The organism is Stenotrophomonas sp. CASM101 (genome assembly GCF_049384845.1).
In the GTDB taxonomy this organism is placed as follows: domain Bacteria; phylum Pseudomonadota; class Gammaproteobacteria; order Xanthomonadales; family Xanthomonadaceae; genus Stenotrophomonas; species Stenotrophomonas hibiscicola.
Genome location: NZ_JBMRFR010000020.1, coordinates 17,979 through 39,660 on the forward strand (window position 1 = coordinate 17,979; position 21,682 = coordinate 39,660).

The following is a 21,682-nucleotide window of genomic DNA, read 5'->3' on the forward strand; positions in this document are numbered from 1 at the left end:
TGCGGCCCCTGCAATGTCCCGGCAGCCGGCACAAGGAGTGCCCCGCAATGAACGCCCGCACCGCGATCAACACCCTCAGCAGCCTGCTGTTCCTGCTGCTGGTCGCCCACACCACCGCCTACCAGCAGCAGATGTGGCCGCCCAGCCGGGTCATCCATGTGCATCCGGTGATCGTCGTCCTCGCCTATGCGCTAGGTGTGCTCACGCTGCTGTTGTGGATCGGCGGTCGTCGTGCACCGGAACCCGCCCAACGCCTGGCGCGCTGGTTGCCCGTCGTCGCCTGGTGCCTGCTGGGCGTCGGCGTGGCGATCATCCCGGTGTTCCTGCCGGGGCTGTCCCCGGCCTGATCAGCGGCCGCGCCCAGCGCATCGGCCCATGATACGGCGCGCGGCACCAACCCTTGCTTGCCAGAGACCCAAGCCCCGCCCGCCTATCGAGGCGTGGGGGGCAGGCATACGCTTGTCTTCTCGGTGGCCGCCACGGTCGCCCTTCGCGTCACGGCGCCCGCCATTGCGACCCCGCTCCAGTGCTGTGCGCCCTGCCGGTGTTGTCGCCCAGGCAGACCTCCGACCGGCGCCCTCTGGAGACAGCCATGAACCAAGCCCTCATTCCCTTCGATACCGATCCACTGGAAACCCAGGAGTGGCGTGAATCGCTGGAGGCGGTGATGCAGGCCGGCGGCCGGCCGCGCGCGCACTACCTGATCGACCAGCTGAGCGATCTGGACGCCCGGCAGCACGGCGACCTGCATACCCGTGCCTGGACCGCCTACGTCAACACCATCCCGCCCGAGCGCCAGCCGGCCTACCCGGGTGACCTGGCCATCGAGCGCCGCCTGAACGCGATGATCCGCTGGAACGCGATGGTGATGGTGCTGCGTGCCGGCAAGCATTCCAACGTCGGCGGCCACATCGCCACCTACCAGTCGGCGGCAGTGCTGTACGACGTGGGCTTCGATCATTTCTTTCGTGGCCGTACCGACACCTTCGACGGCGACATGATCTACATCCAGGGCCACTCCGCGCCAGGGATCTACGGCCGCGCGTACGTGGAAGGCCGCATCGATCCGGCACGGATGGACAACTTCCGCCGCGAAGCCGGCCGCGAAGGCCTGTCCTCATATCCGCACCCGCGCCTGATGCCGGAGTTCTGGCAGTTCCCCACCGTGTCGATGGGGCTGGGCCCGTTGACCGCTGCCTACCAGGCGCGCTACATGCGCTACCTGGAATACCGCGGCCTGAAAGAGCACCAGGGCCGCAAGGTCTGGGCCTTCCTCGGCGATGGCGAAATGGACCAGCCCGAATCGCTGGCGGCAATTTCCCTGGCCGGCCGCGAGCGGCTGGACAACATCGTGTTCGTGGTCAATTGCAATCTGCAGCGCCTGGACGGTCCGGTGCGCGGCAACGCCAAGGTCATCCAGGAACTGGAAGGCACCTTCCGCGCGGCCGGCTGGAACGTGATCAAGCTGATCTGGGGCAGCGGCTGGGACGACCTGCTGGCCCGCGACCACAGCGGCCTGCTGCGCCAGCGCATGATGGAATGCGTGGATGGTGACTACCAGACCTTCAAGTCGCAGAGCGGTGCCTATGTGCGCGAGCATTTCTTCGGCCGCTACCCTGAGCTGCTGGAACTGGTCGCGCACATGAGCGACGACGATATCTGGGCGCTGGCGCGTGGCGGCCATGATCCGCAGAAGGTCTTCGCTGCCTACCAGCAGGCGGTGAACACCCGCGGCCGGCCGACAGTGATCCTGGCCAAGACGGTCAAGGGTTTCGGCATGGGCGAAGCCGGCGAAGGCCAGAACATCAACCACCAGCTGAAGAAGATGAGCGCCGATGCGGTGCGTGCCTTCCGCGATCGCTTCAACCTGCCGGTCAGCGACGAGCAGCTGGAGGACATGCCGTATCTGCGACCGGAGCCGGGCAGCCCCGAGGCGGCCTACTTCGCCGAGCGCCGCCGCATCCAGGGCGGCCAGCTGCCGGCGCGGCTGGCGAAGGTCGATCCGCTGCCGCTGCCGCCGCTGTCGATCTTCAACACCCAGCTGCAGGGCAGCGGCGATCGCGGCCAATCCACCACCATGGGCTTCGTGCGCATCCTCACCAGCCTGCTGAAGGACCCGGAGCTGGGCAAGCTGGTCATTCCGATCGTGCCCGATGAATCGCGCACCTTCGGCATGGAAGGCCTGTTCCGCCAGATCGGCATCCACTCCTACCTTGGCCAGCTGTACACCCCGCAGGATGCCGGCCAGCTGAGCTACTACAAGGAAGCCAAGGACGGCCAGATCCTGCAGGAAGGCATCAACGAATCCGGTGCGATCTGCTCGTGGATCGCGGCCGGTACCGCCTACAGCAACCACGGCCTGGCGACGATCCCGTTCTACATCTTCTACTCGATGTTCGGCCTGCAGCGCGTCGGTGACCTGGCCTGGGCCGCCGCCGATGCGCGCACCCGTGGATTCCTGCTGGGTGCCACCTCCGGCCGCACCACGCTGATGGGCGAAGGCCTGCAGCACGATGACGGCCACAGCCACGTGCTGTCGTCGGTGATTCCCAGCTGCGTGTCCTACGACCCGACCTACAACTACGAGCTGGCGGTGATCATCCACGACGGTCTGCGCCGCATGTATGTCGAGCAGGAAGACATCTACTACTACATCACCGTGCTCAACGAGAACTACCCGCAGCCGGCACTGCCGGAGGGCGTGGAAGCGGGCATCCTGAAGGGCCTGTATCTGCTGCATCCGGCAGCGGCCGACAGCGCCTCGCAGCCACGCGTGCAGTTGATGGGCAGCGGTTCGATCCTGCGCGAGGTGGAAGCCGCGGCGAAACTGCTGCTGCAGGACTTCGGCATCGCCAGCGATGTCTGGAGCGCGACCAGCCTGACCGAACTGCGCCGCGATGGCCTGGCTGCCGAACGCTGGAACCTGCTGCACCCGGCTGAGGAACCGCGCGTACCCTACGTGCAGGAGTGCCTGCAGGGCCAGGATGGCCCGGTGGTGGTGGCCACCGACTACATGAAGATCGTAGGCGACCAGATACGTCCCTTCATCAACGACCGCCGCTTCATCGCACTCGGTACCGATGGCTTCGGCCGTTCCGACACGCGTGAGTCGCTGCGCACGTTCTTCGAAGTGGATCGCCACTTCATCGTGCTGGCCGCCCTGAAGTCGCTGGCCGACGAAGGCCGCATCGAACGCTCGCGGATGCAGGAGGCCATCGACAGGTACGGCATCGACGCCGGCAAGCGCGACCCGGCCGCGGTATAAGGCTGCTGCATTCACCACGCCCGCTGTGCGGGCGTGGTGCAGGCGGCGCCGCTACGGTATTCGCTTGAACAGATTGGTCTGCAGGATCGGCGTACCGTCGTGACCGTAGAACGCCTTGGTCTCGGTCATCGTCGTACGGTCGGCCGCCACGGTATAGATGCGGGTGGAGGCCGGCGTGTCGTGGTCCACCAGCTGCATCACCAGGGTGTTCGGCGCCGGCAGTTTCAGGTTGGCCTTGTCCGCGCCGTAGGTGCCGGACAAGGGCCCCGGCGTACCGTCGAGGGACAGCGTGCCATCGGACTTCATGGTCCTGCCGTCGTGCAGCACGATGTCGACGTGCGAACTCCAGCGTCCACCCCCGGCATCCTTGAATTCCAGCACCACCTGTTTCGGGCGCTGCGCCTCGGGCAGCGCCGAGGTGGCAATGTCCAGCGACCAGCGTCCCAGCAGCGGTGAGGGCGAAGCCTCCACGGCCAGCGCCGGAACGGCGGCCAGCGAAAGCGCAGACAAAAACACAGCGGACAGCAGCTTCATACGTTGCTCCGTTTCCGTGAAGAAGATGCTGCGTGAAGCGCTGTGGGGCGCAGCATCCGGATCGTGCACAGCATCGGCGCCCCGCACAAGGCAGAGCGCTGAACGGCCGGCAACCTCATTCGCGCGTCCCGTGCGTTCGGCCTCGCGACTAGAGCCAAAACGCCCTTGTTGCCCGCAATAGTTACGTTATAACATTTCACGTAATCTTCACGGAGCGTGTCATGCGTCGCCATCTGCTTGCTGCTGCCATTCTGTTCGCCGTCCACACCGCCCAGGCCGCAGACGAACCCACCCTCCCCACCCTCCAGGTCCAGGCCTCCCAGCCCTCGCGCATCGATACCCGGGTCACTGTCGACAACCCACATGCGCAGAACCGCACCCTCGGCGGCCTGCTCGAACACGTCTCCGGCGTGCAGAGCAGCGCCTTCGGGCCAAACGCGGGCGCTCCGGTCATCCGCAGCCTCAGCGGCAACCGCGTGCAGATCCTGCAGGACGGCCAGTCCATCCTCGGCATGAACGCGATCAGCGGCGACATCAACATTCCGTTCGATCCGCTGTTCGTACGCAGTGTGACCGTCAACAAGTCCTCCGACACCGTGCGCTACGGCGGCAATGCGATCGGAGGCAGCGTGGAGATCGATCCGGGCCTGATCCCGCGCAGCATGGAAGACAAGGACCAGTCGATGGAACTGGTCCTGCGCAAGGGCTTCAATGCCGCCGACGCGCAGGGCTTCCGCATGAACTTCAACAATCAGCGCGACCTCTCGACCAACCTGCAGGTCTCGCGCCAGCGCATCTCGCACTACGACATCCCCGGCAACAGCAAGGCCAGTGTCTGCAACACCCGACTGTTTCCGCCGACCGGCGGCGTCAACTCGGCGCTGGCCGACAGCTGCCAGAAGGAGGCGCGCGTCCAGCAGATCTACAACAAGGCCTCGCAACCTTACATCGACCAGTTCATGACCGAGAACCCGGACTGGGCCGACGGCGATTTCTCCTTCTACACCAACAATCCGACTTCGGTCTGGCAGCGCCGCACCTACATCAATCCGGTCAACCCGGCCTACGTACCCGGCACGCCTTCGTACGTGCAGAAGCAGATCAACAACGACGTGACGCCCGATTACCATCACCGGTTGGGCAACAGCTACGCGAGAAATTCGCAGGTGGCGTTCGGGTCGACCCTGTTCTTCGACCGTGGTTACGTGGGTGTCAGCATCGATGCCAAGGACAGCGAATACGGCGTGCCCGGGTTCTCGATGCAGAACCTGTCGTTCGGTTCCAACTACGCCAACGCATTGCCGGTGGGCGTAGTGATCGAGCAGGAACGCTACGCACTGGAAGCCCTGTTGCGTGATCCGCTGCCGTGGTTCGAGCGCGCCGAACTGCGTGTTTCGAAGCTGGACAACACTTCGGGCGAACGGCTGGGTGCCACCCGGGCCAACGACTACGATTTCGAGAGCACCCAGGCCGAACTGCTGTTGAGCCATCAGCGTGTCGGTCCGCTCAGCGGCCTGCTCGGTTACAGCCACCAGTCGCGTGATGTCACCGGCAGCGGCTCGCTGCGCTACCTGCCTGACGTCGACACCCGCAGCAACGCGATGTTCCTGAAGGAGACGCTGGACTTCGGCTGGGCCAGTTTCGACGCTGGCGTGCGCCACGAGCGCGTTGACCATGACCTGCAACCAAGCCGCTTCAAGACCGCGCGCAATGCCGCCAACACGAAACTGCAGGACCGCGACTACCGGCTCAACAGCTACAGCTTGGGATCGTATGTCGAGCTCGGTCCGTTGTTCGCCGCCAAGGTGCGCTACTCGTCCTCGCAGCGCGCACCGGAGATCAATGAGTTGTATGCGAGCAACGCGCACTACTCGGTGATGACCCAGGAAGAAGGCAACCAGAACCTCGAGCCCGAGCGCGCGAAAAACCTGGAGCTGACCGGCCTGTTCCATATCGGAGGGTTCGAACTGTCGGCCACCGCGTATCGGATGAAGTACGAGAACTATCTGTACCTGGGTTACTCGGGCGTGCAGACCGCCAACCGCCTGCCGCTGAAATACTGGAAGCAGACCGACACCACGGTGAAGGGCTTCGAGATCGACGCATCGCAGGCCCTGGACCTTGGCCGCTATGGCACGTTGAACATCTCCGCCTTCGCCGACCTGGTGAAGAACAAGGCCGATCACCCCGATTCGCTGCGTGCCCACAACGACGGCGAGTACCTGCCGAACATGCCGACCAACCGCTACGGCGCCAATCTGCAGTGGCAACGCGAGGGTTGGAAGGCGCAGCTGTCGAGCACCTACTACGACACGCAGAAGTACCTCGGCCGCAACGTCAGCGAGGAAGTGCCACTGGATGCCTTCAACCTGGTCGACCTGCAGGTCAGCCGTGAGCTGCCGGTACGCAACAGCTACATCGCCGGCATGGAGGTGTTCGTCAACGGCAGCAATCTGCTCAATGAAGAAGCACGCCCGCACAACTCGCCGTTGAAGTACATCGCGCCGTTGCCGGGGCGTGGTTTCCAGGTGGGGGTGACGGTTAGGCTCTGACGGTCAACCGATGGCGCCGCCCGCGGTTCGATGAACTGCGGGCTCGGCGTAGTGGCGGCAACGTTGCGCTTCAAACCCGGTCTGATCCACCATCAGCAGAAAATGGAGATGGGAATGAACTGGATGCGCCCCCTGTCACTTGGCCTGTTGCTGTGCCTGTCAGCCGGCGCCAACGCGGCCTCCGCCATCGTCTACGACGACGATGGCCGCTACGGCTACGCCATGAACCACAGCACGCTGTCGGCTGCGATGCAGCGCGCACTGCAGCACTGCGCCGTTCGGTCCCGCAACTGCGCGCAGACTGCCACGACTACCGCGATGGGATATTCGGCGATCGCTACCGGCACCGTCGCCATGGGCTTTGCACTTGGGGAAAAGACGGCGGACGCCGCACAACGCAAAGCAGAAAGAATGTGCAGGCAACGTGCCAATGACTGCACACTGGCAATTCTCTGGCGCGAAACGCCAAGCGGCATTGCGCCGCCCGCTCATCCGGGTCATGCGGTGCCGGAGCCCAGGCTCTATTCCTCGCCCGAAGTCGGGCAGGACGCGGCTGGCACCACCCACTAGGCCTGCACAACGCCCGTGCGGCGCGGCCGTGTGTTACCGCGTTGAACAAAGAAAAACGCCTGCAGATCGAGGATCTGCAGGCGCTTCTTTGTATCTGGCGGAGTGAGAGGGATTCGAACCCTCGATAGAGCTTTTGACCCTATACTCCCTTAGCAGGGGAGCCCCTTCGGCCACTCGGGCATCACTCCGGGGTTTTCTCCGCGTCTGGTGCGTTGCACCTCAGCGGGGCGTGAATCATAACGTTAATCGAGTGCGAAGGTAAAGCGTTATTCGGCAGAATTTTCGCTGCCGGTGCCACCGGCTTCATCACCACGCTGGATGCGCTGATAGATCTCTTCGCGATGCACAGCGACGTCCTTCGGCGCGGTGATGCCGATACGCACCTGGTTACCCTTGACGCCAAGCACGGTGACGCTCACCGAGTCACCGATCATCAGGGTTTCGCCGACGCGGCGAGTCAGGATCAACATTTTTGTAAGTCTCCATGGAACCGTGTGGAAGGGTATCCCCCACCGGCTTGACGCTCCGTCAAGAAGCGCTACCACGACAAAGGGAAAAGATTCGCAATGGTACCGTCAGCCGTCCCGCTCCTACAAGGAGGGGGACGGCCAGGTTCATCACAGGCGGGGGCTGACCCATTCGACGACTGCAGCCAGTGCAGTGGCAAGGGCGGGCCCGTCCTCGCCACCACCCTGGGCGAGGTCCGGGCGTCCGCCGCCCTTGCCCCCGATCTGACTAGCGATATGGGACAACAGTTCCCCGGCCTTGACCTTGCCCATTGCACTGCCGTTCACACCCGCAACCAGGGCAGCCTTGCCGTCCTGGGCGCCGGCCAGCACGATCACCGCGTCGCCCAGCTGCTGCTTGAGGCGGTCCATGGCGTCACGCAGGGCCTTGGCGTCGAAGCCCTCCAGGCGGGCGGCCAGCACCTTCACGCCGGCAACCTCGACGGCCTGGCCGGACAGGTCGGCCGTGGCGCCGGCGGCGACCTTGGCCTTCACGGCCTCCAGTTCGCGCTCCAGCTGCTTCTGGCGCTGGCCGAGGGCACGGATCTTCTCGACCACGTCGGCGGCGCTGCCGCCGAGCAGTTCAGCGGCTTCGGCCAGGCGGGCCTCCTCGGCGTCCACGTAATCCAGGGCGCCCTGGCCGGTGACCGCCTCGATACGGCGCACGCCGGCCGAGACACCGCCCTCGGAGGTGATCTTGAACAGGCCGATGTCGCCGGTACGGTTGACGTGGGTACCACCGCACAGCTCAGTGGAGTAGTCACCCATCTTCAGCACGCGCACGTGCTCGCCGTACTTCTCGCCGAACAGGGCCATCGCGCCGAAGTCCAGCGCTTCCTGCATGCCCATGTTGTGGACTTCGGCCGCGTTGTTTGCGCGTACCTGCTGGTTGACCTTGCGCTCGATCAGCGCCAGTTCTTCCGCGCTGATCGGCTGGAAGTGCGAGAAGTCGAAACGCAGGCGGTCCGGCGCGACCAGCGAGCCCTTCTGCTGCACGTGGGTGCCCAGCACTTCGCGCAGGGCGGCATGCAGCAGGTGCGTTGCCGAGTGGTTGAGGATGGTGGCGCCGCGGCGCTCGCCATCGACCTGGCCGGACAGCACATCGCCCACTTTCAGGCCGCCGTCGGACAGGGTGCCGACGTGGCCATGGAACTGGCCAGCGAACTTCTGGGTGTCTTCCACCACCAGGCGCACGCCGTTGCCGGCAAGCACGCCCGTGTCACCGACCTGGCCGCCGGATTCGGCGTAGAACGGGGTCTGGTTGGTGATCACGATGACCGAATCACCGGCATCGGCCGACTGCACCGGACGGCCGTCCTTGAGCAGGGCCAGCACGCTCAGGCCGTCGGCCTGCAGGCGGTCATAGCCCAGGAACAGGGTCGGGCTGAGCGTTGCCACCAGCTCGGCCGGCAGGGTCACGCCGCCGCCGAACTTGCCGGCTGCGCGTGCGGTCTCGCGCTGCTGCTCCATTGCGGCGTCGAAGCCGGCGATGTCGACGGTCAGGTCGCGCTCGCGGGCGATGTCCTGGGTCAGGTCGAGCGGGAAACCGTAGGTGTCGTAAAGGCGGAAGGCGTCAACGCCCGGGATCACGCCGTTGCTGGCCTTGCCCGCCACGTCCTCGAAGATCTTCATGCCGGCATCGAGGGTTTCGGCGAAACGCTCTTCTTCGGCCTGCAGCGCACGGGTGACGGTGTCCACCGCCGCCGGCAGTTCCGGATAGGCCTCGCCCATCTGCTCGACCAGGGTCGGCACCAGCTTGCTGAAGAACGGCTGCCGCACGCCCAGCATCCAGCCGTGGCGCAGGGCGCGGCGGATGATACGGCGCAGCACGTAGCCACGGCCTTCGTTGGACGGCAGCACGCCATCGACGATCAGGAACGAACAGGCGCGGATGTGATCGGCGATCACGCGCAGCGACTTGTTTTCCAGGTCGGCGGTGCCGGTCAGCTCGGCGGCCTTGCGGATCAGCGCCTGGAACAGGTCGATCTCGTAGTTGGTGTGAACGTGCTGCAGGATCGCCGCCAGTCGCTCCAGGCCCATGCCGGTATCCACGCACGGCGCCGGCAGCGGCACCAGGGTGCCGTCGGGCTGGCGGTCGAACTGCATGAACACCAGGTTCCAGATTTCGATGAAGCGGTCGCCGTCTTCATCCGGCGAACCCGGGGGGCCACCGGCGATGTGGTCGCCGTGGTCATAGAAGATCTCGGTGCACGGGCCGCACGGACCGGTGTCGGCCATCTGCCAGAAGTTGTCCGAGGCGAACGGTGCGCCCTTGTTGTCGCCGATGCGCACGATGCGCTCTTCCGGCACACCGACCATGTCACGCCACAGTTCGTAGGCTTCGTCGTCGGTCTGGTACACGGTAACCAGCAGGCGCTCGGCCGGCAGCTTCCAGACCTGGGTCAGCAGCTCCCAGGCCCAGGCGATCGCGTCCTTCTTGAAGTAATCGCCGAACGACCAGTTGCCCAGCATCTCGAAGAAGGTGTGGTGGCGTGCGGTGTAGCCAACCTGGTCGAGATCGTTGTGCTTGCCGCCCGCGCGCAGGCAGCGCTGGACATCGGCCGCGCGCACGTAGCTGCGCTTTTCCGCGCCGAGGAACACGTCCTTGAACTGCACCATGCCGGAGTTGGTGAACAGCAGGGTCGGATCGTTGCCCGGCACCAGCGGCGCCGACGGCACGATGGTGTGGCCTTTGCCCTTGAAGAATTCAAGGAAATCGCTGCGGATCTGGGAAGTCGTGAATTTGGCGGATGCGTTCATTGGGGGCTGGCAGTCTGCGGGCCGGCGGACCCGGACCACCGGCCGCGTTGGCCAGGGTCGCGAGGGACCGCCGAAAACCTAAAGGGTATCAGGCCCGGCGCCGCCAGTCTCAGTCATCCGGGTCGTAGCGGGTCGCGCGGCGGATGCTGTCGCCGTCGAAGCCCCGTCGGGCCAGCAGATCGGCGGCCTTCCGCCGCTGCGCCAGGTCCTGCGGGCCGGCCTCGCCAAAGCGCCTGCGGACCAGATCGCGAGCATTTTCCTGCCAGTCGCCTTCGTAGCTGTCCATCGCTGCGGCAATCGCGGCACTGTCCAGGCCGTGGGTGCCAAGCTCGGCGCGGACATGGATCGGCCCATAGCCGGTGTTGGCGCGCATCCGCACCAGGTTCTCAGCGAAGCGGGTGTCGTCCTGCCAGCCGGCCTCGGTCAGCTTGGCGACAGCGGCCTGCGCGGCTTCGTCTTCAATGCCACGGGCGGTCAGCTTGCGGGTGAGTTCCTTGCGCGAGTGTTCGCGGCGGACCAGAAGGCCCAGCGCCCGCTGCACGGGAGTCTGCTCACGCGGTCGGCGCTTGCGGCCGGTCGGAATGTCTTCGGCGTCGGACATGGGTACTCCAAGGGTGGCGCCATCCGTGGCACCCAGCCCATCCATGGGCGATTCGAACCTGCGGGACAGGGCGACGTCACTGACGGCGCCGCCCTGCCCCACAGCAAGCCTTACTCGTCGTCGCCTTCGTCGTCACCATCTTCGCGGGCCGCTTCGGCCGGCTGGAACTTCTCGCGCAGTTCTGCCTCGAGCTTTACAGCGACGGTCGGGTTGTCGCGCAGGTAGCCGCGGGCGTTGTCCTTGCCCTGGCCGATGCGTTCTTCACCGTAGCTGTACCAGGCGCCGGCCTTTTCGACCAGCTTGGCATCCACGCCCATGTCGATCAGTTCGCCCTCGCGGCTGATGCCTTCGCCGTACAGGATCTCAGTGATGACCTGCTTGAACGGAGGCGCCAGCTTGTTCTTGACCACCTTGATCTTGGTCTGGTTGCCGATGATCTCGTCACCCTTCTTGATCGCGCCGATACGGCGGATGTCCAGGCGGACCGAGGCATAGAACTTCAGCGCGTTGCCGCCCGTGGTGGTTTCCGGGCTCTGGCCCGGCATCATCACGCCGATCTTCATGCGCAGCTGGTTGATGAAGATCACCAGGGTGTTGGAGCGCTTGATGTTGCCGGTCAACTTGCGCAGCGCCTGGCTCATCAGGCGGGCCTGCAGACCCGGCAGCTGGTCACCCATCTCGCCTTCGATTTCGGCCTTCGGGGTCAGTGCGGCGACCGAGTCGACCACCAGGATGTCGACCGAGCCCGAACGGACCAGCATGTCGGCGATTTCCAGCGCCTGCTCACCGGTATCCGGCTGCGACAGCAGCAGGTCGTCCACGTTCACGCCCAGCTTGGCGGCATAGATCGGGTCCAGCGCGTGCTCGGCGTCGATGAAAGCTGCGGTACCGCCCATCTTCTGGCACTCGGCGATGGCCTGCAGGGTCAGGGTGGTCTTGCCCGAGGATTCCGGCCCGTAGATCTCAACGACACGGCCCTTCGGCAGACCGCCAATGCCCAGTGCGATGTCGAGCATCAGCGAACCGGTCGGGATGGCTTCGACGGGCTCGACCACGCGGTCACCCATGCGCATCACCGAGCCCTTGCCGAACTGCTTCTCGATCTGGCCCAGAGCAGCAGCCAAGGCGCGCTTCTTGTTCTCGTCCATCGTATTGGTCCTTGCAGAGGTCATGTCGTTGGGGGTGCTGTCTTTGGGGGTCTTCTTTGCCATGGGTTCACTTTAAGTCGGACGTATCGCACAGGCTGAGATTCTGCCCGGCGCTCTGAAAAGAATTATCGGACATCCGTACCAACCTCAGTGGAACCAGAGAATCGCCACAAAAGACCGCGGGGTAATGCGCTATGGAACGGGTCAACGGTTGGGCCGCAGCAGGCCGCAATAGAGGCCCTCGATCGCGAAATCCTGGTCCGGCAGCACCTCGATCGGCTTGTAATCGGGATTGCGCGGCAGCAGGCGGATGCGGTCCTTGGCGATCTTCAGCAGCTTGACCGTGATCTCGTCATCGATGCGCGCCACCACGATCTGCCCGGAATGGGCGTCGCGGGTGCGGTGCACACCGATCAGGTCACCGTCGAAGATGCCCTCGTCGATCATCGAATCGCCCTGCACCTTCAGCAGGTAGTCCGGCGCCGGCGAGAAGAACACCCGGTCCAGCACCACGAAATCGTCCGAGCCGATGTCGGCGCCGATCGGCAGGCCGGCCGCAACCCGGCCCAGCACCGGCAGTCGCAGCACACTGTCGGGCAGGCCCGGCTCGGCCAGCTTCTCGACCGGCGGCGCCTGCACCAGGCGGATGCCGCGGGCCTGGCCCGGGATGCGACGGATCGCACCGGCCTGCTCCAGGGCTTCCAGGTGGTACTGGGCCGCGCGCACGCCCTTGAAGCCGAACGCACGTGCGATTTCAGTCTGCGAGGGCGGTGCGCCTTCGCTCTCGATACGCTCGGCGATCAACTGCAGGATCGCCTGCTGGGTGTCGGTCAGGTCCATGGTTAGTAGTATTACTACTAACGCACACAACTGCAAGTGCCGGGTACGACAAACAGGTGATGGGGATCTGTAGTGCCGAGCCATGCTCGGCAGTTGGGCCAATGGCCGGGCGGCAAAGGCAAAAGCAAGAGCAGCCGACCAGCGGTCGGCCCTACAGGAATCGCGCAGCGATTCCACGGTTCCGATGGGGGAACCGCTGCGGCAAGCACACTATGTGTGCTTGCCGCTCCTCCATATGGAGAACAGGATCCACACACCACAGAAGCCGGCGCCGATGAAGCCGCACACGCCCAGCGCCAGCAGCCAGCGGCTGGAAACCCCGCCGACGCTGTGCATCACGATCGACGAGCCGATGATCAGGGCAGCCGTGATCACGCCTACCACCAGCCGGTTTGCCGCACGGTTCACCTGTTCGCCGAAGCCCTGCAGCGCGGTGGTTTCGACCTTCAGCTGCAGTCGTCCGCGGCGCGCCGCCTGCACCAGCTTGCGCAGGTCGCGCGGCAGCTCACCGGCGAAGTCGACCAGCCCCAGCAGGCTGCGGCGGCCACGCTTGAGCAGCGCCCTGGGCGCATAGCGCTGCAGCACTACCCGCTCCAGGAACGGGCGCGCGGCACTGGCCATGTCGAAATCCGGGTCGAGCTGGCGGCCCATGCCTTCCAGGGTCAGGAAGGCCTTGATCATCAGCGCCAGATCGGCCGGCAACGTCAGACTGTAGCTGCGCAGCAGCTGGGTGATATCGCCCAGCATCAGGCCGATACGCAGGTCCTTCAGCGGCACGCCGCGGTACTGGTCGACGAACTGGCTGATGTCGTGCTGCAGCCGGTTCTCGTCCACCTCCACGCCACCGGCCCAGTCCAGCAACACGTCGGCCACGCCCTGCGGGTCCTGCCCGACCAGCCCGTGCAGCAGCTGCGCGACCTGGAAGCGGCGCACCTCGGACAGCGCGCCGACCATGCCGAAATCGATCACGCCGATGCGGCCGTCGCGCAGGTAGATGATGTTGCCTGGGTGTGGATCCGCGTGGAAGCTGCCGTCCTCCAACACCATCTTCAACACGATGCCGGCGCCGCGCCGGGCCAGTTCGCGGCGGTCCAGCCCGGCCGCATCGACACCGGCAAGGTTACGGCCGGGAATGCCGTCGACGAAGTCCTGCACGTTCAGGCTTTCGCAGGTCCACTGCCAGTGCACGCTGGGAATCAGGATGTCGTCGCGGCCGCTGAAGTTGCGCGCGATGCGTTCGGCGTTACGGCATTCGGCGGCGAAATCCAGTTCGCGTCGCAGCGACACGGTGAACTGCTGCACGACCTCGGCCGGACGATAGCGGCGCAGGTCCGGCAGCCGCGCCTCGACAATCTCGGCCAGGCGGGCCAGCAGCCGCAGATCGGCCTCGACCACATCGCGGATGCCGGGCCGCCGGATTTTCAGCACCACCTCACGGCCATCGTGGAGCCGGGCGCGATGGGCCTGCGCCAGCGAGGCGGCGGCCATCGGGGTTTCATCGAGGAAGGCGAACACCTCCGTCGGCGAGGCGCCAAGGTCGGCTTCGAGCTGCTCGCGGATATCCGCGTACGGCAGCGCCGGCACCGCGTTCTGCAGTTCGGACAGTTCAGCGATCCATTCCGGCGGCAGCAGGTCAACGCGCGTCGCCAGCACCTGGCCGAGCTTGACGAAGGTCGGGCCGAGATCCTGCATCGCACTGCGCACGCGCACCGGTGCGGTCATCCGCAGCAGTTCCTGGCGGTCCTCGTTCCAGTGCAGCAGGCGCCCTGCCCGCTCCAGCGTGGTGGCCAAGCCGATGCGCCGCACCACGTCGCCGAAGCCATAGCGGATCAGGACGACGGCGATTTCCTGCAGTCGGCCCAGGTCACGGACAGTACCCAGCGTCTCCCACATCATGCGTGCTCCGGACGATTACCGGAGCAGCATGTCACAGCTGGGCGTCGATACCGCGCAATGCCGCCGCCACGGTTTGCCGGCGGATGGCTTCGCGGTCGCCATCGAACTGGAACAGCTCGGCGCGGGCATAGCCGCCACGGCGCTTCCAGCCAATCCAGACACTGCCGACCGGCTTGTCCGGGCTCCCGCCACCGGGGCCGGCAATGCCGGTCACCGCCACGGCGATGCCGGCACCGGAATTGACCAGCGCGCCGGAGACCATTTCCAGCACGGTTTCGCGGCTGACCGCACCGAACTGCTCCAGGGTCTGCGCGCGCACGCCGAGCAGGCGCTGCTTGGCTTCGTAGCTGTAGACCACCATGCCGCAGTCGAAGAACGCCGACGAGCCGGCAATGTCGGTCATGCACTTGGCGATCCAGCCACCACTGCAGCTTTCGGCGGTCACCAGCTGCAGCGAGGCCTGCTGCAGGCGCTGCCCGAGCGCGGCGGACTGGGCATTGAGATCGGCGTCGGTGGGGATGGACATCGGCATGACGGTGGGGTGAAGAACCACGTTGTACCGCAGATGACAGGCGGATGTCGCGCCCCTCCGGCACGGTTGCGTTGCCGGCCAGCGGCCGGCACTACCGGGCACCGGTCGCTACCTCACCACTCCGGCAGTTTTTCCGGCAGCAGCGCGCGGATCGGGGCGCCATCGGCACTGGCGGCCAGCTTTTCGGCTTCGGCGATCGGCAGGTCGACCTGCAGCAGCCAACCATCCTCATCGGCCTGCTCGCTGCGGATCACCTCCAGCTGGTGCAGGCGCGCGCGCAGGCGGCCTGCATCCGGGGGAAGACGCAGTTCGCCGGTGACATGCTGCAGGCCCAGGCGCTTGCCCAGCACCGCCTGCAACAGCTCCAAGCCCTGACCGTCACGCGCGGAAATCCACACCCGCTCGCGACGCGATTCGTCCGGGATACCGTCCTGGCCGTCGTGGCGCACGTCGGCGCCGTCAATGCGGTCGATCTTGTTGAACACCAGCAGCTGCGGCAGATCGCCGGCACCGACTGCGGTCAGCACTTCGTCCACCTGGGCGATGCGCTCCTCGCGGTGCGGGTCGGCAGCATCGACCACGTGCAGCAGGAAATCGGCCTCGCGCGCCTCGGACAGGGTCGAGCGGAACGCAGCGACCAAGTCATGCGGCAGGTCGCGGACGAAGCCAACGGTGTCGGCCAGCACCACGTTGCCGCCCGGCACCGCGATGCGGCGCACGGTCGGATCCAGCGTGGCGAACAGCTGGTCGGCGGCATAGGCCTCGGCGCCGGTCATGGCGTTGAACAGGGTCGACTTGCCGGCGTTGGTGTAGCCCACCAGTGCCACACGGGGCAGCTCGCTGCGCACACGCGCACGACGCATCTGGGTGCGCTGCACTTCCACCTTTTCCAGGCGCTTCTGCAACTGCTCGACCCGCTTCTGCAGCAGGCGGCGGTCGGTTTCCAGCTGGGTTTCACCCGGGCCGCGCAGGCCAATTGAACCACCGCGCTGGCGCTCCAGGTGGGTCCAGCCGCGCACCAGCCGCGTGGCCAGATGCCGCAGCTGCGCCAGCTCGACCTGCAGCTTGCCCTCGTGGCTGTGCGCACGCTGGGCGAAGATATCCAGGATCAGGCCGGTACGGTCGATCACCCGGCGCTCCAGGAACCGTTCCAGGTTGCGCTCCTGGCCCGGGCTCAACGCATGATTGACCAGGATCAGGTCGGCACCGCTGGCGTCGGCCGCAGCCTTGATCTCGTCCAGCTTGCCGCTGCCGATCAGGGTCGACGGATTCGGTCGGTCCAGGCGCGCAGTGATCGTCGCGGCGATGCTGGCCCCAGCCGAGCGGGCCAGATCACCGAATTCTTCCAGCACATCGTCTTCCAGCTTGCCGAAATGGGGCTGGATCAACAGGGCGTGTTCGCCCTTTTTCGAGCGGTCAAACATTCACCGCTCCGGTCTTACTCGTCTGCTTCATCACCTGCCTGACCACCTTCACCGGACTGCACGTAACCACCGCCCGGACCGACCTTCACGTTACGTGCCGGAACGACCGTGGAAATGGCGTGCTTGTAGACCATCTGACTGACCGTGTTGCGCAGCAGGACCACGAACTGGTCGAACGACTCGATCGTGCCCTGCAGCTTGATGCCGTTGACCAGGTACACCGAAACCGGCACGCGCTCGCGCCGAAGTGCGTTCAAGAAAGGATCCTGCAGCGATTGCCCCTTGGACATTGCACACTCCTGATTATTGTTCTTATTGGTTTGCCGACGGTTGCCACGGCCCCCGAGCCGCCCGCCGACCGATGATGTTACACGGCTGGCGGGGGTTCAGCGTGCGACGAAGGTCGACACCGCGCCGGCCAGGCGCTCCCCATCGACATGGGGGTCGAACCAGCGCGCATCAAGCTCGCCGCGCAGCCAGGTCAGCTGGCGCTTGGCCAGCTGCCGGGTGGCGAAGATGGCCTTGTCCCGGAAACGGGCAGCATCGCCCTCCCCGTCCAGGTATTCCCAGGCCTGGCGATAGCCAACCGCGCGCACCGCGGGCAGGTCCAGCGGCGACGCCACGGCGGTCATTTCCGGCATTGCACGCAATGCCCGCACCTCGTCCAGGAAGCCCTGCGCCAGCATGGCGTCGAAGCGCGCCTCGATGCGCTGGTGCAGTACCGCGCGGTCACGCGGGGCGAGGATCAGCTTGAGGGTGCGCACCGGCAACGGCGCGACGCCCGGCCGGCGCTGCCATTCACTGATCGGCGTGCCGGTGAGGCGATAGACCTCCAGCGCCCGCTGGATGCGTTGTGGGTCGGTGGCATGGATACGTGCGGCGGCGGCCGGGTCGACCTTGGCCAGCTCGGCGTGCAGTGCCGCCCAGCCCCGCTCGGCCGCCTCGGTGCTGAGTGCTTCGCGCATCACCGGGTCGGCCTCCGGCATCGGCGACAGGCCCTGCAGCAGGGCCCGGAAGTACAGCCCCGTGCCACCTGCCAGGATCGGCGTTTTGCCGCGTGCCACGATGTCGGCCACGACGCGGCCGGCATCGGCGGCGAACTCGGCCGCCGAATAGGTCTGCCACGGATCGCGCAGGTCCAGCAGATGGTGCGGCGCCTGCGCCCGCTCGGCCGCATTCGGCTTGGCCGAGCCGATATCCAGATGCCGATAGACCAGCGCCGAATCGACGCTGACGATCTCGCCATCCAGCTGCTTCGCAAGGGCGATCGCGGTGGCGGTCTTGCCACTGGCGGTCGGCCCCATCACGGCGATCGCCAGTGGCCGCCGGTCGATGTCCATCAGTCTTCGTCCGGCCAGCGGATCGTCGGCGTGGCGTCGGCGCGCGGCGTTGGCACGACCTCGACGGCCTGCCAGATCTTCAGCGCATCGACGGTGGCGGCCACGTCATGCACGCGCACGATGCGTGCGCCACGCTGCACCGCGATCAGGTGCGCAGCCAACGAGGCGGCCACGCGCTCGGACGGCGTGTCGCGACCGGTCAGTTCGCCCAGGCTGCGCTTGCGCGACAGGCCAGCCAGCATCGGCACGCCCAGCTCCAGGAACCGCTCGGAGCGTGCCAGCAGGGTCATGTTGTGGGCAGTGGTCTTGCCGAAACCGAAACCGAGATCGATCAGCAGGTTCTTCTTCGCAATGCCCGCCATCTCGGCAGCGAACAGGCGCTGGACCAGGAAGCCGTGCACCTCGGCGACCACATCGTCGTAATGTGGATCGGCCTGCATGTGGCCCGGCTCGCCCTGCATGTGCATCAGCACCACCGGCACGCCGGTTGCAGCGGCGGCGTCCAGCGCCCCTTCCTGACGCAGGCCGTAGATGTCATTGATCATGCAGGCGCCAGCCGCCACCGCCGCGCGCATCACTTCCGGCTTGAAGGTGTCGATGCTGATCGGCACCCGGGTGCGTGCGGCCAGCTGCTCGATCACCGGAATCACCCGGCGCAGCTCTTGTTCAATCGAGACCGGCGCGGCGCCCGGGCGGGTCGATTCGCCGCCGATGTCCAGCAGGTCCGCGCCCTCCTCGACCAGCTTGAGGCCATGTGCGACCGCGGCCTCGGTGGTGTCGTGCGCGCCGCCATCGGAGAACGAGTCCGGGGTGACGTTGACGATGCCCATGACCCGGGCACGGTCGAGGCGCAGGATGCGGCCGGCGCAATCGAGCTGGGGCGAGGTATCGAACATGGGCAATCCTGCTGGGACGACGGCAGGTAGTTTAGTTCGGCAGGGCGGCGCCCTGCACCCGCAGAGGCAACGGCCACAGCAAAAGCCCAAGCAACAGCAGAGGCTGGTTTCCTGAGGGTAGGCGGGGTGGGTCCGGTTGCGGGGGCCGCTGCAAGTACGTCCATGTAAGCTCGGTCGCCGCATCCATGCGGCTCACGCCCCCGCAACCGGACCCACCCCGCCTTCGACAGATTTCCACGATCTGTCGGGCCTTGTTTTCTGTAGAGCCGAGCCATGCTCGGCTCAGATCTCCCGGATATCGAGATGTTCGATTTAGATGGAGATTCATCCACGCATGGCGTGCATCTACGTGTCGACCAAGGTCGACACCTACCAACAGCAGCAGGAATCTGTCAGAGGTGGGGCGGTGTCGGAGGGCGGGGTGTCAGCCGCATGGATGCGGCTGCCAAGCTTGCAGGGACGTACTTGCAGCGTCCCCGCACTCCGACACCGCCCCGCCATCCTACGGAAAGCCCGCTGTTGCTGTTGAGGTTGCCGGCCAGCGGCCGGCACTACCACGGGTGCAGGGCGCAGCCCTGCCGCCCCTCCTCAGTGGCGGCGGCGCTTGCGGTCCACGTACAGGGTCCTGGCAATGCTCAGCACAATGCCGACACCGATACCCACCACGCAGCCCAGCAGCAGGTTGTCGGCCCCAAGGCCCACACCCACGCCGACCACGGTGGCGATGACCATTTCAGCGGTGTGGGAAATAGGTTCGGGCTTCGGGGCGGACATGCGGGCTCCAGCGTCAGATCGGATCTTCGGGATGGGCCAGTGGCCCGGAAACGACGAAGCCGGGTTGCCCCGGCCTCGTCTGGTGCACCTGCAGCGGGCCGTCAGTGCGATTCGGCCGGGCCCGCGATCGGCGGCAGCGGACGGGCGTCGCCGCCCTTGTCGTTGCCACCGTCCTTGTTCGACTTGCTCCAGCCCGCCGGTGGCGGCGGATCACGGCCTTCCATGATCGCGTCTATCTGCGGCGCGTCGATGGTCTCGTACTGCAGCAGCAGCTGGGACATCGCGTGCAGCTTGTCGATGTTCTCGGTCAGCAGCTGGGTAGTACGGGCGTAGGCCTTGTCGAGGATATTGCGCACTTCCTCGTCGATACGGCGCGCCGTGTCGTTGGACACGCTCTTGTGCTGGGTAACCGACCGGCCCAGGAACACCTCATCGTCCTCTTCGCCATACGCGATCGGACCCAGCTGCTCGGACAGGCCCCACTTGGTAACCATGTTGCGGGCCATCTTGGTGGCACGCTCGATGTCGTTGGAGGCACCGGTGGTGACCTTGTCCTCGCCGAAAATCAGCTCTTCGGCGACGCGGCCGCCGTACAGCGAGCACAGCTGCGACTGGATCGCGACGCGGTTCATCGAGTACTTGTCGCCTTCCGGCAGGTACATGGTCACACCCAGCGCACGGCCACGCGGAATGATCGTGACCTTGTAGACCGGATCATGCTCGGGTACCAGACGGCCGACAATGGCGTGACCGGCTTCGTGGTAGGCGGTGAGGGTCTTCTCCTCTTCGCTCATGGCCATCGAGCGGCGCTCGGCGCCCATCAGGATCTTGTCGCGGGCACGGTCGAAGTGGTCCATGCGGACTTCCTTCTCGTTGCCACGCGCAGCGAACAAGGCGGCCTCGTTGCAGAGGTTGGCCAGGTCGGCGCCGGAGAAGCCCGGGGTACCGCGCGCGATCACCATCGGCTCGACGTCGTCGGCCAGCGGCAGCTTGCGCATGTGGACCTTCAGGATGTGCTCGCGGCCCTTCACGTCCGGCAGGCCGACCACGACCTGGCGGTCGAAACGGCCCGGGCGCAGCAGCGCCGGGTCCAGCACGTCCGGACGGTTGGTCGCGGCGATCACGATCACGCCTTCGCCGCCTTCAAAACCGTCCATCTCGACCAGCAGCTGGTTCAGGGTCTGCTCGCGCTCGTCGTGGCCGCCGCCCAGGCCGGCGCCACGGTGGCGGCCGACAGCGTCGATTTCATCGATGAAGATGATGCACGGGGCATGCTTCTTGGCCTGCTCGAACATGTCGCGCACGCGGCTGGCGCCGACGCCGACGAACATTTCCACGAAGTCCGAACCGGAGATCGAGAAGAACGGCACCTTGGCTTCGCCGGCAATGGCCTTGGCCAGCAGCGTCTTGCCGGTACCCGGCGGGCCCACCATCAGCACGCCGCGCGGAATCTTGCCGCCCAGCTTGGTGAACTTGGACGGGTCGCGCAGGAAGTCGACCAGCTCGCCCACTTCTTCCTTGGCCTCGTCGCAGCCGGCGACGTCGGCGAAGGTGACCTTGATCTGGTCCTCGCCCTGCAGCTTGGCGCGCGACTTGCCGAAGGACATCGCGCCCTTGGCACCGCCACCGCCGCCCTGCATCTGGCGCATGATGAACAACCAGAAGCCGATGATCAGGATGACCGGCAGGAAATTCATCAGGATCGCGCCGAGGGAAATGCCGCTGGACGGCTCCTCCTGCACGATCTCCACGTTCTTGGTGCGCAGCACGTTGATCAGGTCGCGATCGAACGGTGCGGTGATGGTGGATGTCTGCCCGCCGCGGGTGGTGTAGGTCAGCTGGCTGGTGCCGCCGCGCATGTCGCCGCCGAAGGCGACCTTCTGCACGTTGCCGCTGTCCACCTGGTCCAGGAACTGCGAGTACGACGCGCCCTGCGCGCCGGCTCCGGAGGACTTCGGCGAGAAGCTCTGGAAGACCACCATCAGCACGACGGCGACGACCACCCATAGCAGGAGGTTCTTGGTCAAGTCGTTCATCCTCATTG

The 21,682-nt window shown here is 65.9% G+C and carries 18 protein-coding genes and 1 tRNA gene; 4 read left to right on the top strand and 15 right to left on the bottom strand.

The genetic code is table 11. From position 1 onward, the window contains the following. The first annotated feature begins 47 nt into the window (after window positions 1–47). Both VG543_RS18870 and aceE read left to right on the top strand, forming a co-directional pair. Window positions 48–347 carry a hypothetical protein gene (locus VG543_RS18870; protein WP_019658858.1) on the top strand — a complete coding sequence of 100 codons (300 nt, stop codon included), beginning with the start codon at window positions 48–50 and terminating at the stop codon, window positions 345–347. A gap of 245 nt (window positions 348–592) precedes the next feature. Continuing rightward, the gene (gene aceE, locus VG543_RS18875) at window positions 593–3,265 is read left to right on the top strand and encodes a pyruvate dehydrogenase (acetyl-transferring), homodimeric type (RefSeq protein ID WP_423178928.1); all 2,673 of its coding nucleotides are present in this window, start codon (window positions 593–595) and stop codon (window positions 3,263–3,265) included. A 51-nt stretch (window positions 3,266–3,316) separates the two neighbouring features. Here aceE and VG543_RS18880 read toward each other — a convergent pair whose 3' ends face one another. Further along, window positions 3,317–3,799, bottom strand: coding sequence for a LuxR family transcriptional regulator (locus VG543_RS18880; protein ID WP_423178927.1), 483 nt, complete (start codon window positions 3,797–3,799; stop codon window positions 3,317–3,319). Window positions 3,800–4,020: 221 nt separating this feature from the next. Here VG543_RS18880 and VG543_RS18885 point away from each other — a divergent pair, with 221 nt between their 5' ends. Next, window positions 4,021–6,351: a TonB-dependent receptor gene (locus tag VG543_RS18885; protein ID WP_423178925.1), complete on the top strand. Its 2,331-nt coding sequence runs from the start codon at window positions 4,021–4,023 to the stop codon at window positions 6,349–6,351. Window positions 6,352–6,465: 114 nt separating this feature from the next. Continuing rightward, window positions 6,466–6,921, top strand: coding sequence for a DUF4189 domain-containing protein (locus tag VG543_RS18890; RefSeq protein WP_423178924.1), 456 nt, complete (start codon window positions 6,466–6,468; stop codon window positions 6,919–6,921). Window positions 6,922–7,016: 95 nt separating this feature from the next. Here VG543_RS18890 and VG543_RS18895 read toward each other — a convergent pair. The 14 genes from VG543_RS18895 to ftsH all read right to left on the bottom strand — a co-directional run bounded on the left by VG543_RS18895 (window position 7,017) and on the right by ftsH (window position 21,674). Then, a tRNA-Ser gene (locus VG543_RS18895) sits at window positions 7,017–7,109 on the bottom strand. Window positions 7,110–7,187: 78 nt separating this feature from the next. Then, the gene (gene csrA, locus VG543_RS18900; protein ID WP_004152909.1) at window positions 7,188–7,391 is read right to left on the bottom strand and encodes a carbon storage regulator CsrA; all 204 of its coding nucleotides are present in this window, start codon (window positions 7,389–7,391) and stop codon (window positions 7,188–7,190) included. Window positions 7,392–7,538: 147 nt separating this feature from the next. Continuing rightward, window positions 7,539–10,187, bottom strand: a complete 2,649-nt coding sequence (alaS, locus tag VG543_RS18905; protein WP_111104585.1) for an alanine--tRNA ligase — start codon at window positions 10,185–10,187, stop codon at window positions 7,539–7,541. A 109-nt stretch (window positions 10,188–10,296) separates the two neighbouring features. Further along, window positions 10,297–10,788, bottom strand: a complete 492-nt coding sequence (gene recX / locus VG543_RS18910) for a recombination regulator RecX (protein ID WP_021202260.1) — start codon at window positions 10,786–10,788, stop codon at window positions 10,297–10,299. A gap of 110 nt (window positions 10,789–10,898) precedes the next feature. Continuing rightward, window positions 10,899–11,936 carry a recombinase RecA gene (gene recA / locus VG543_RS18915; protein ID WP_423178944.1) on the bottom strand — a complete coding sequence of 346 codons (1,038 nt, stop codon included), beginning with the start codon at window positions 11,934–11,936 and terminating at the stop codon, window positions 10,899–10,901. Window positions 11,937–12,140: 204 nt separating this feature from the next. Next, entirely contained in the window at window positions 12,141–12,776 is a 636-nt protein-coding gene (lexA, locus tag VG543_RS18920) for a transcriptional repressor LexA (protein ID WP_005412936.1), read from the bottom strand. Between the two features lie 210 nt (window positions 12,777–12,986). Beyond that, a complete protein-coding gene (gene ubiB, locus VG543_RS18925) occupies window positions 12,987–14,669 on the bottom strand; it encodes a 2-polyprenylphenol 6-hydroxylase (protein ID WP_423178943.1) in 1,683 nt (560 codons plus the stop codon). A gap of 34 nt (window positions 14,670–14,703) precedes the next feature. Next, on the bottom strand, window positions 14,704–15,198 hold the full coding sequence (locus tag VG543_RS18930) for a CinA family protein (protein WP_005409020.1): 495 nt from the start codon (window positions 15,196–15,198) through the stop codon (window positions 14,704–14,706). 119 nt (window positions 15,199–15,317) lie between these two features. Next, the gene (gene hflX, locus VG543_RS18935) at window positions 15,318–16,628 is read right to left on the bottom strand and encodes a ribosome rescue GTPase HflX (protein WP_005412934.1); all 1,311 of its coding nucleotides are present in this window, start codon (window positions 16,626–16,628) and stop codon (window positions 15,318–15,320) included. Window positions 16,629–16,642: 14 nt separating this feature from the next. After that, window positions 16,643–16,918, bottom strand: a complete 276-nt coding sequence (hfq, locus tag VG543_RS18940; RefSeq protein WP_004152891.1) for an RNA chaperone Hfq — start codon at window positions 16,916–16,918, stop codon at window positions 16,643–16,645. 96 nt (window positions 16,919–17,014) lie between these two features. After that, a complete protein-coding gene (miaA, locus tag VG543_RS18945; protein WP_423178923.1) occupies window positions 17,015–17,968 on the bottom strand; it encodes a tRNA (adenosine(37)-N6)-dimethylallyltransferase MiaA in 954 nt (317 codons plus the stop codon). Continuing rightward, a complete protein-coding gene (folP, locus tag VG543_RS18950) occupies window positions 17,968–18,864 on the bottom strand; it encodes a dihydropteroate synthase (RefSeq protein ID WP_423178922.1) in 897 nt (298 codons plus the stop codon). The genes miaA and folP overlap by 1 nt, the downstream gene beginning before the upstream one ends. A 588-nt stretch (window positions 18,865–19,452) precedes the next feature. After that, entirely contained in the window at window positions 19,453–19,638 is a 186-nt protein-coding gene (locus tag VG543_RS18955; protein ID WP_019658870.1) for a hypothetical protein, read from the bottom strand. A 101-nt stretch (window positions 19,639–19,739) separates the two neighbouring features. Next, on the bottom strand, window positions 19,740–21,674 hold the full coding sequence (ftsH, locus tag VG543_RS18960) for an ATP-dependent zinc metalloprotease FtsH (protein WP_058980127.1): 1,935 nt from the start codon (window positions 21,672–21,674) through the stop codon (window positions 19,740–19,742). Window positions 21,675–21,682: the final 8 nt, after the last annotated feature.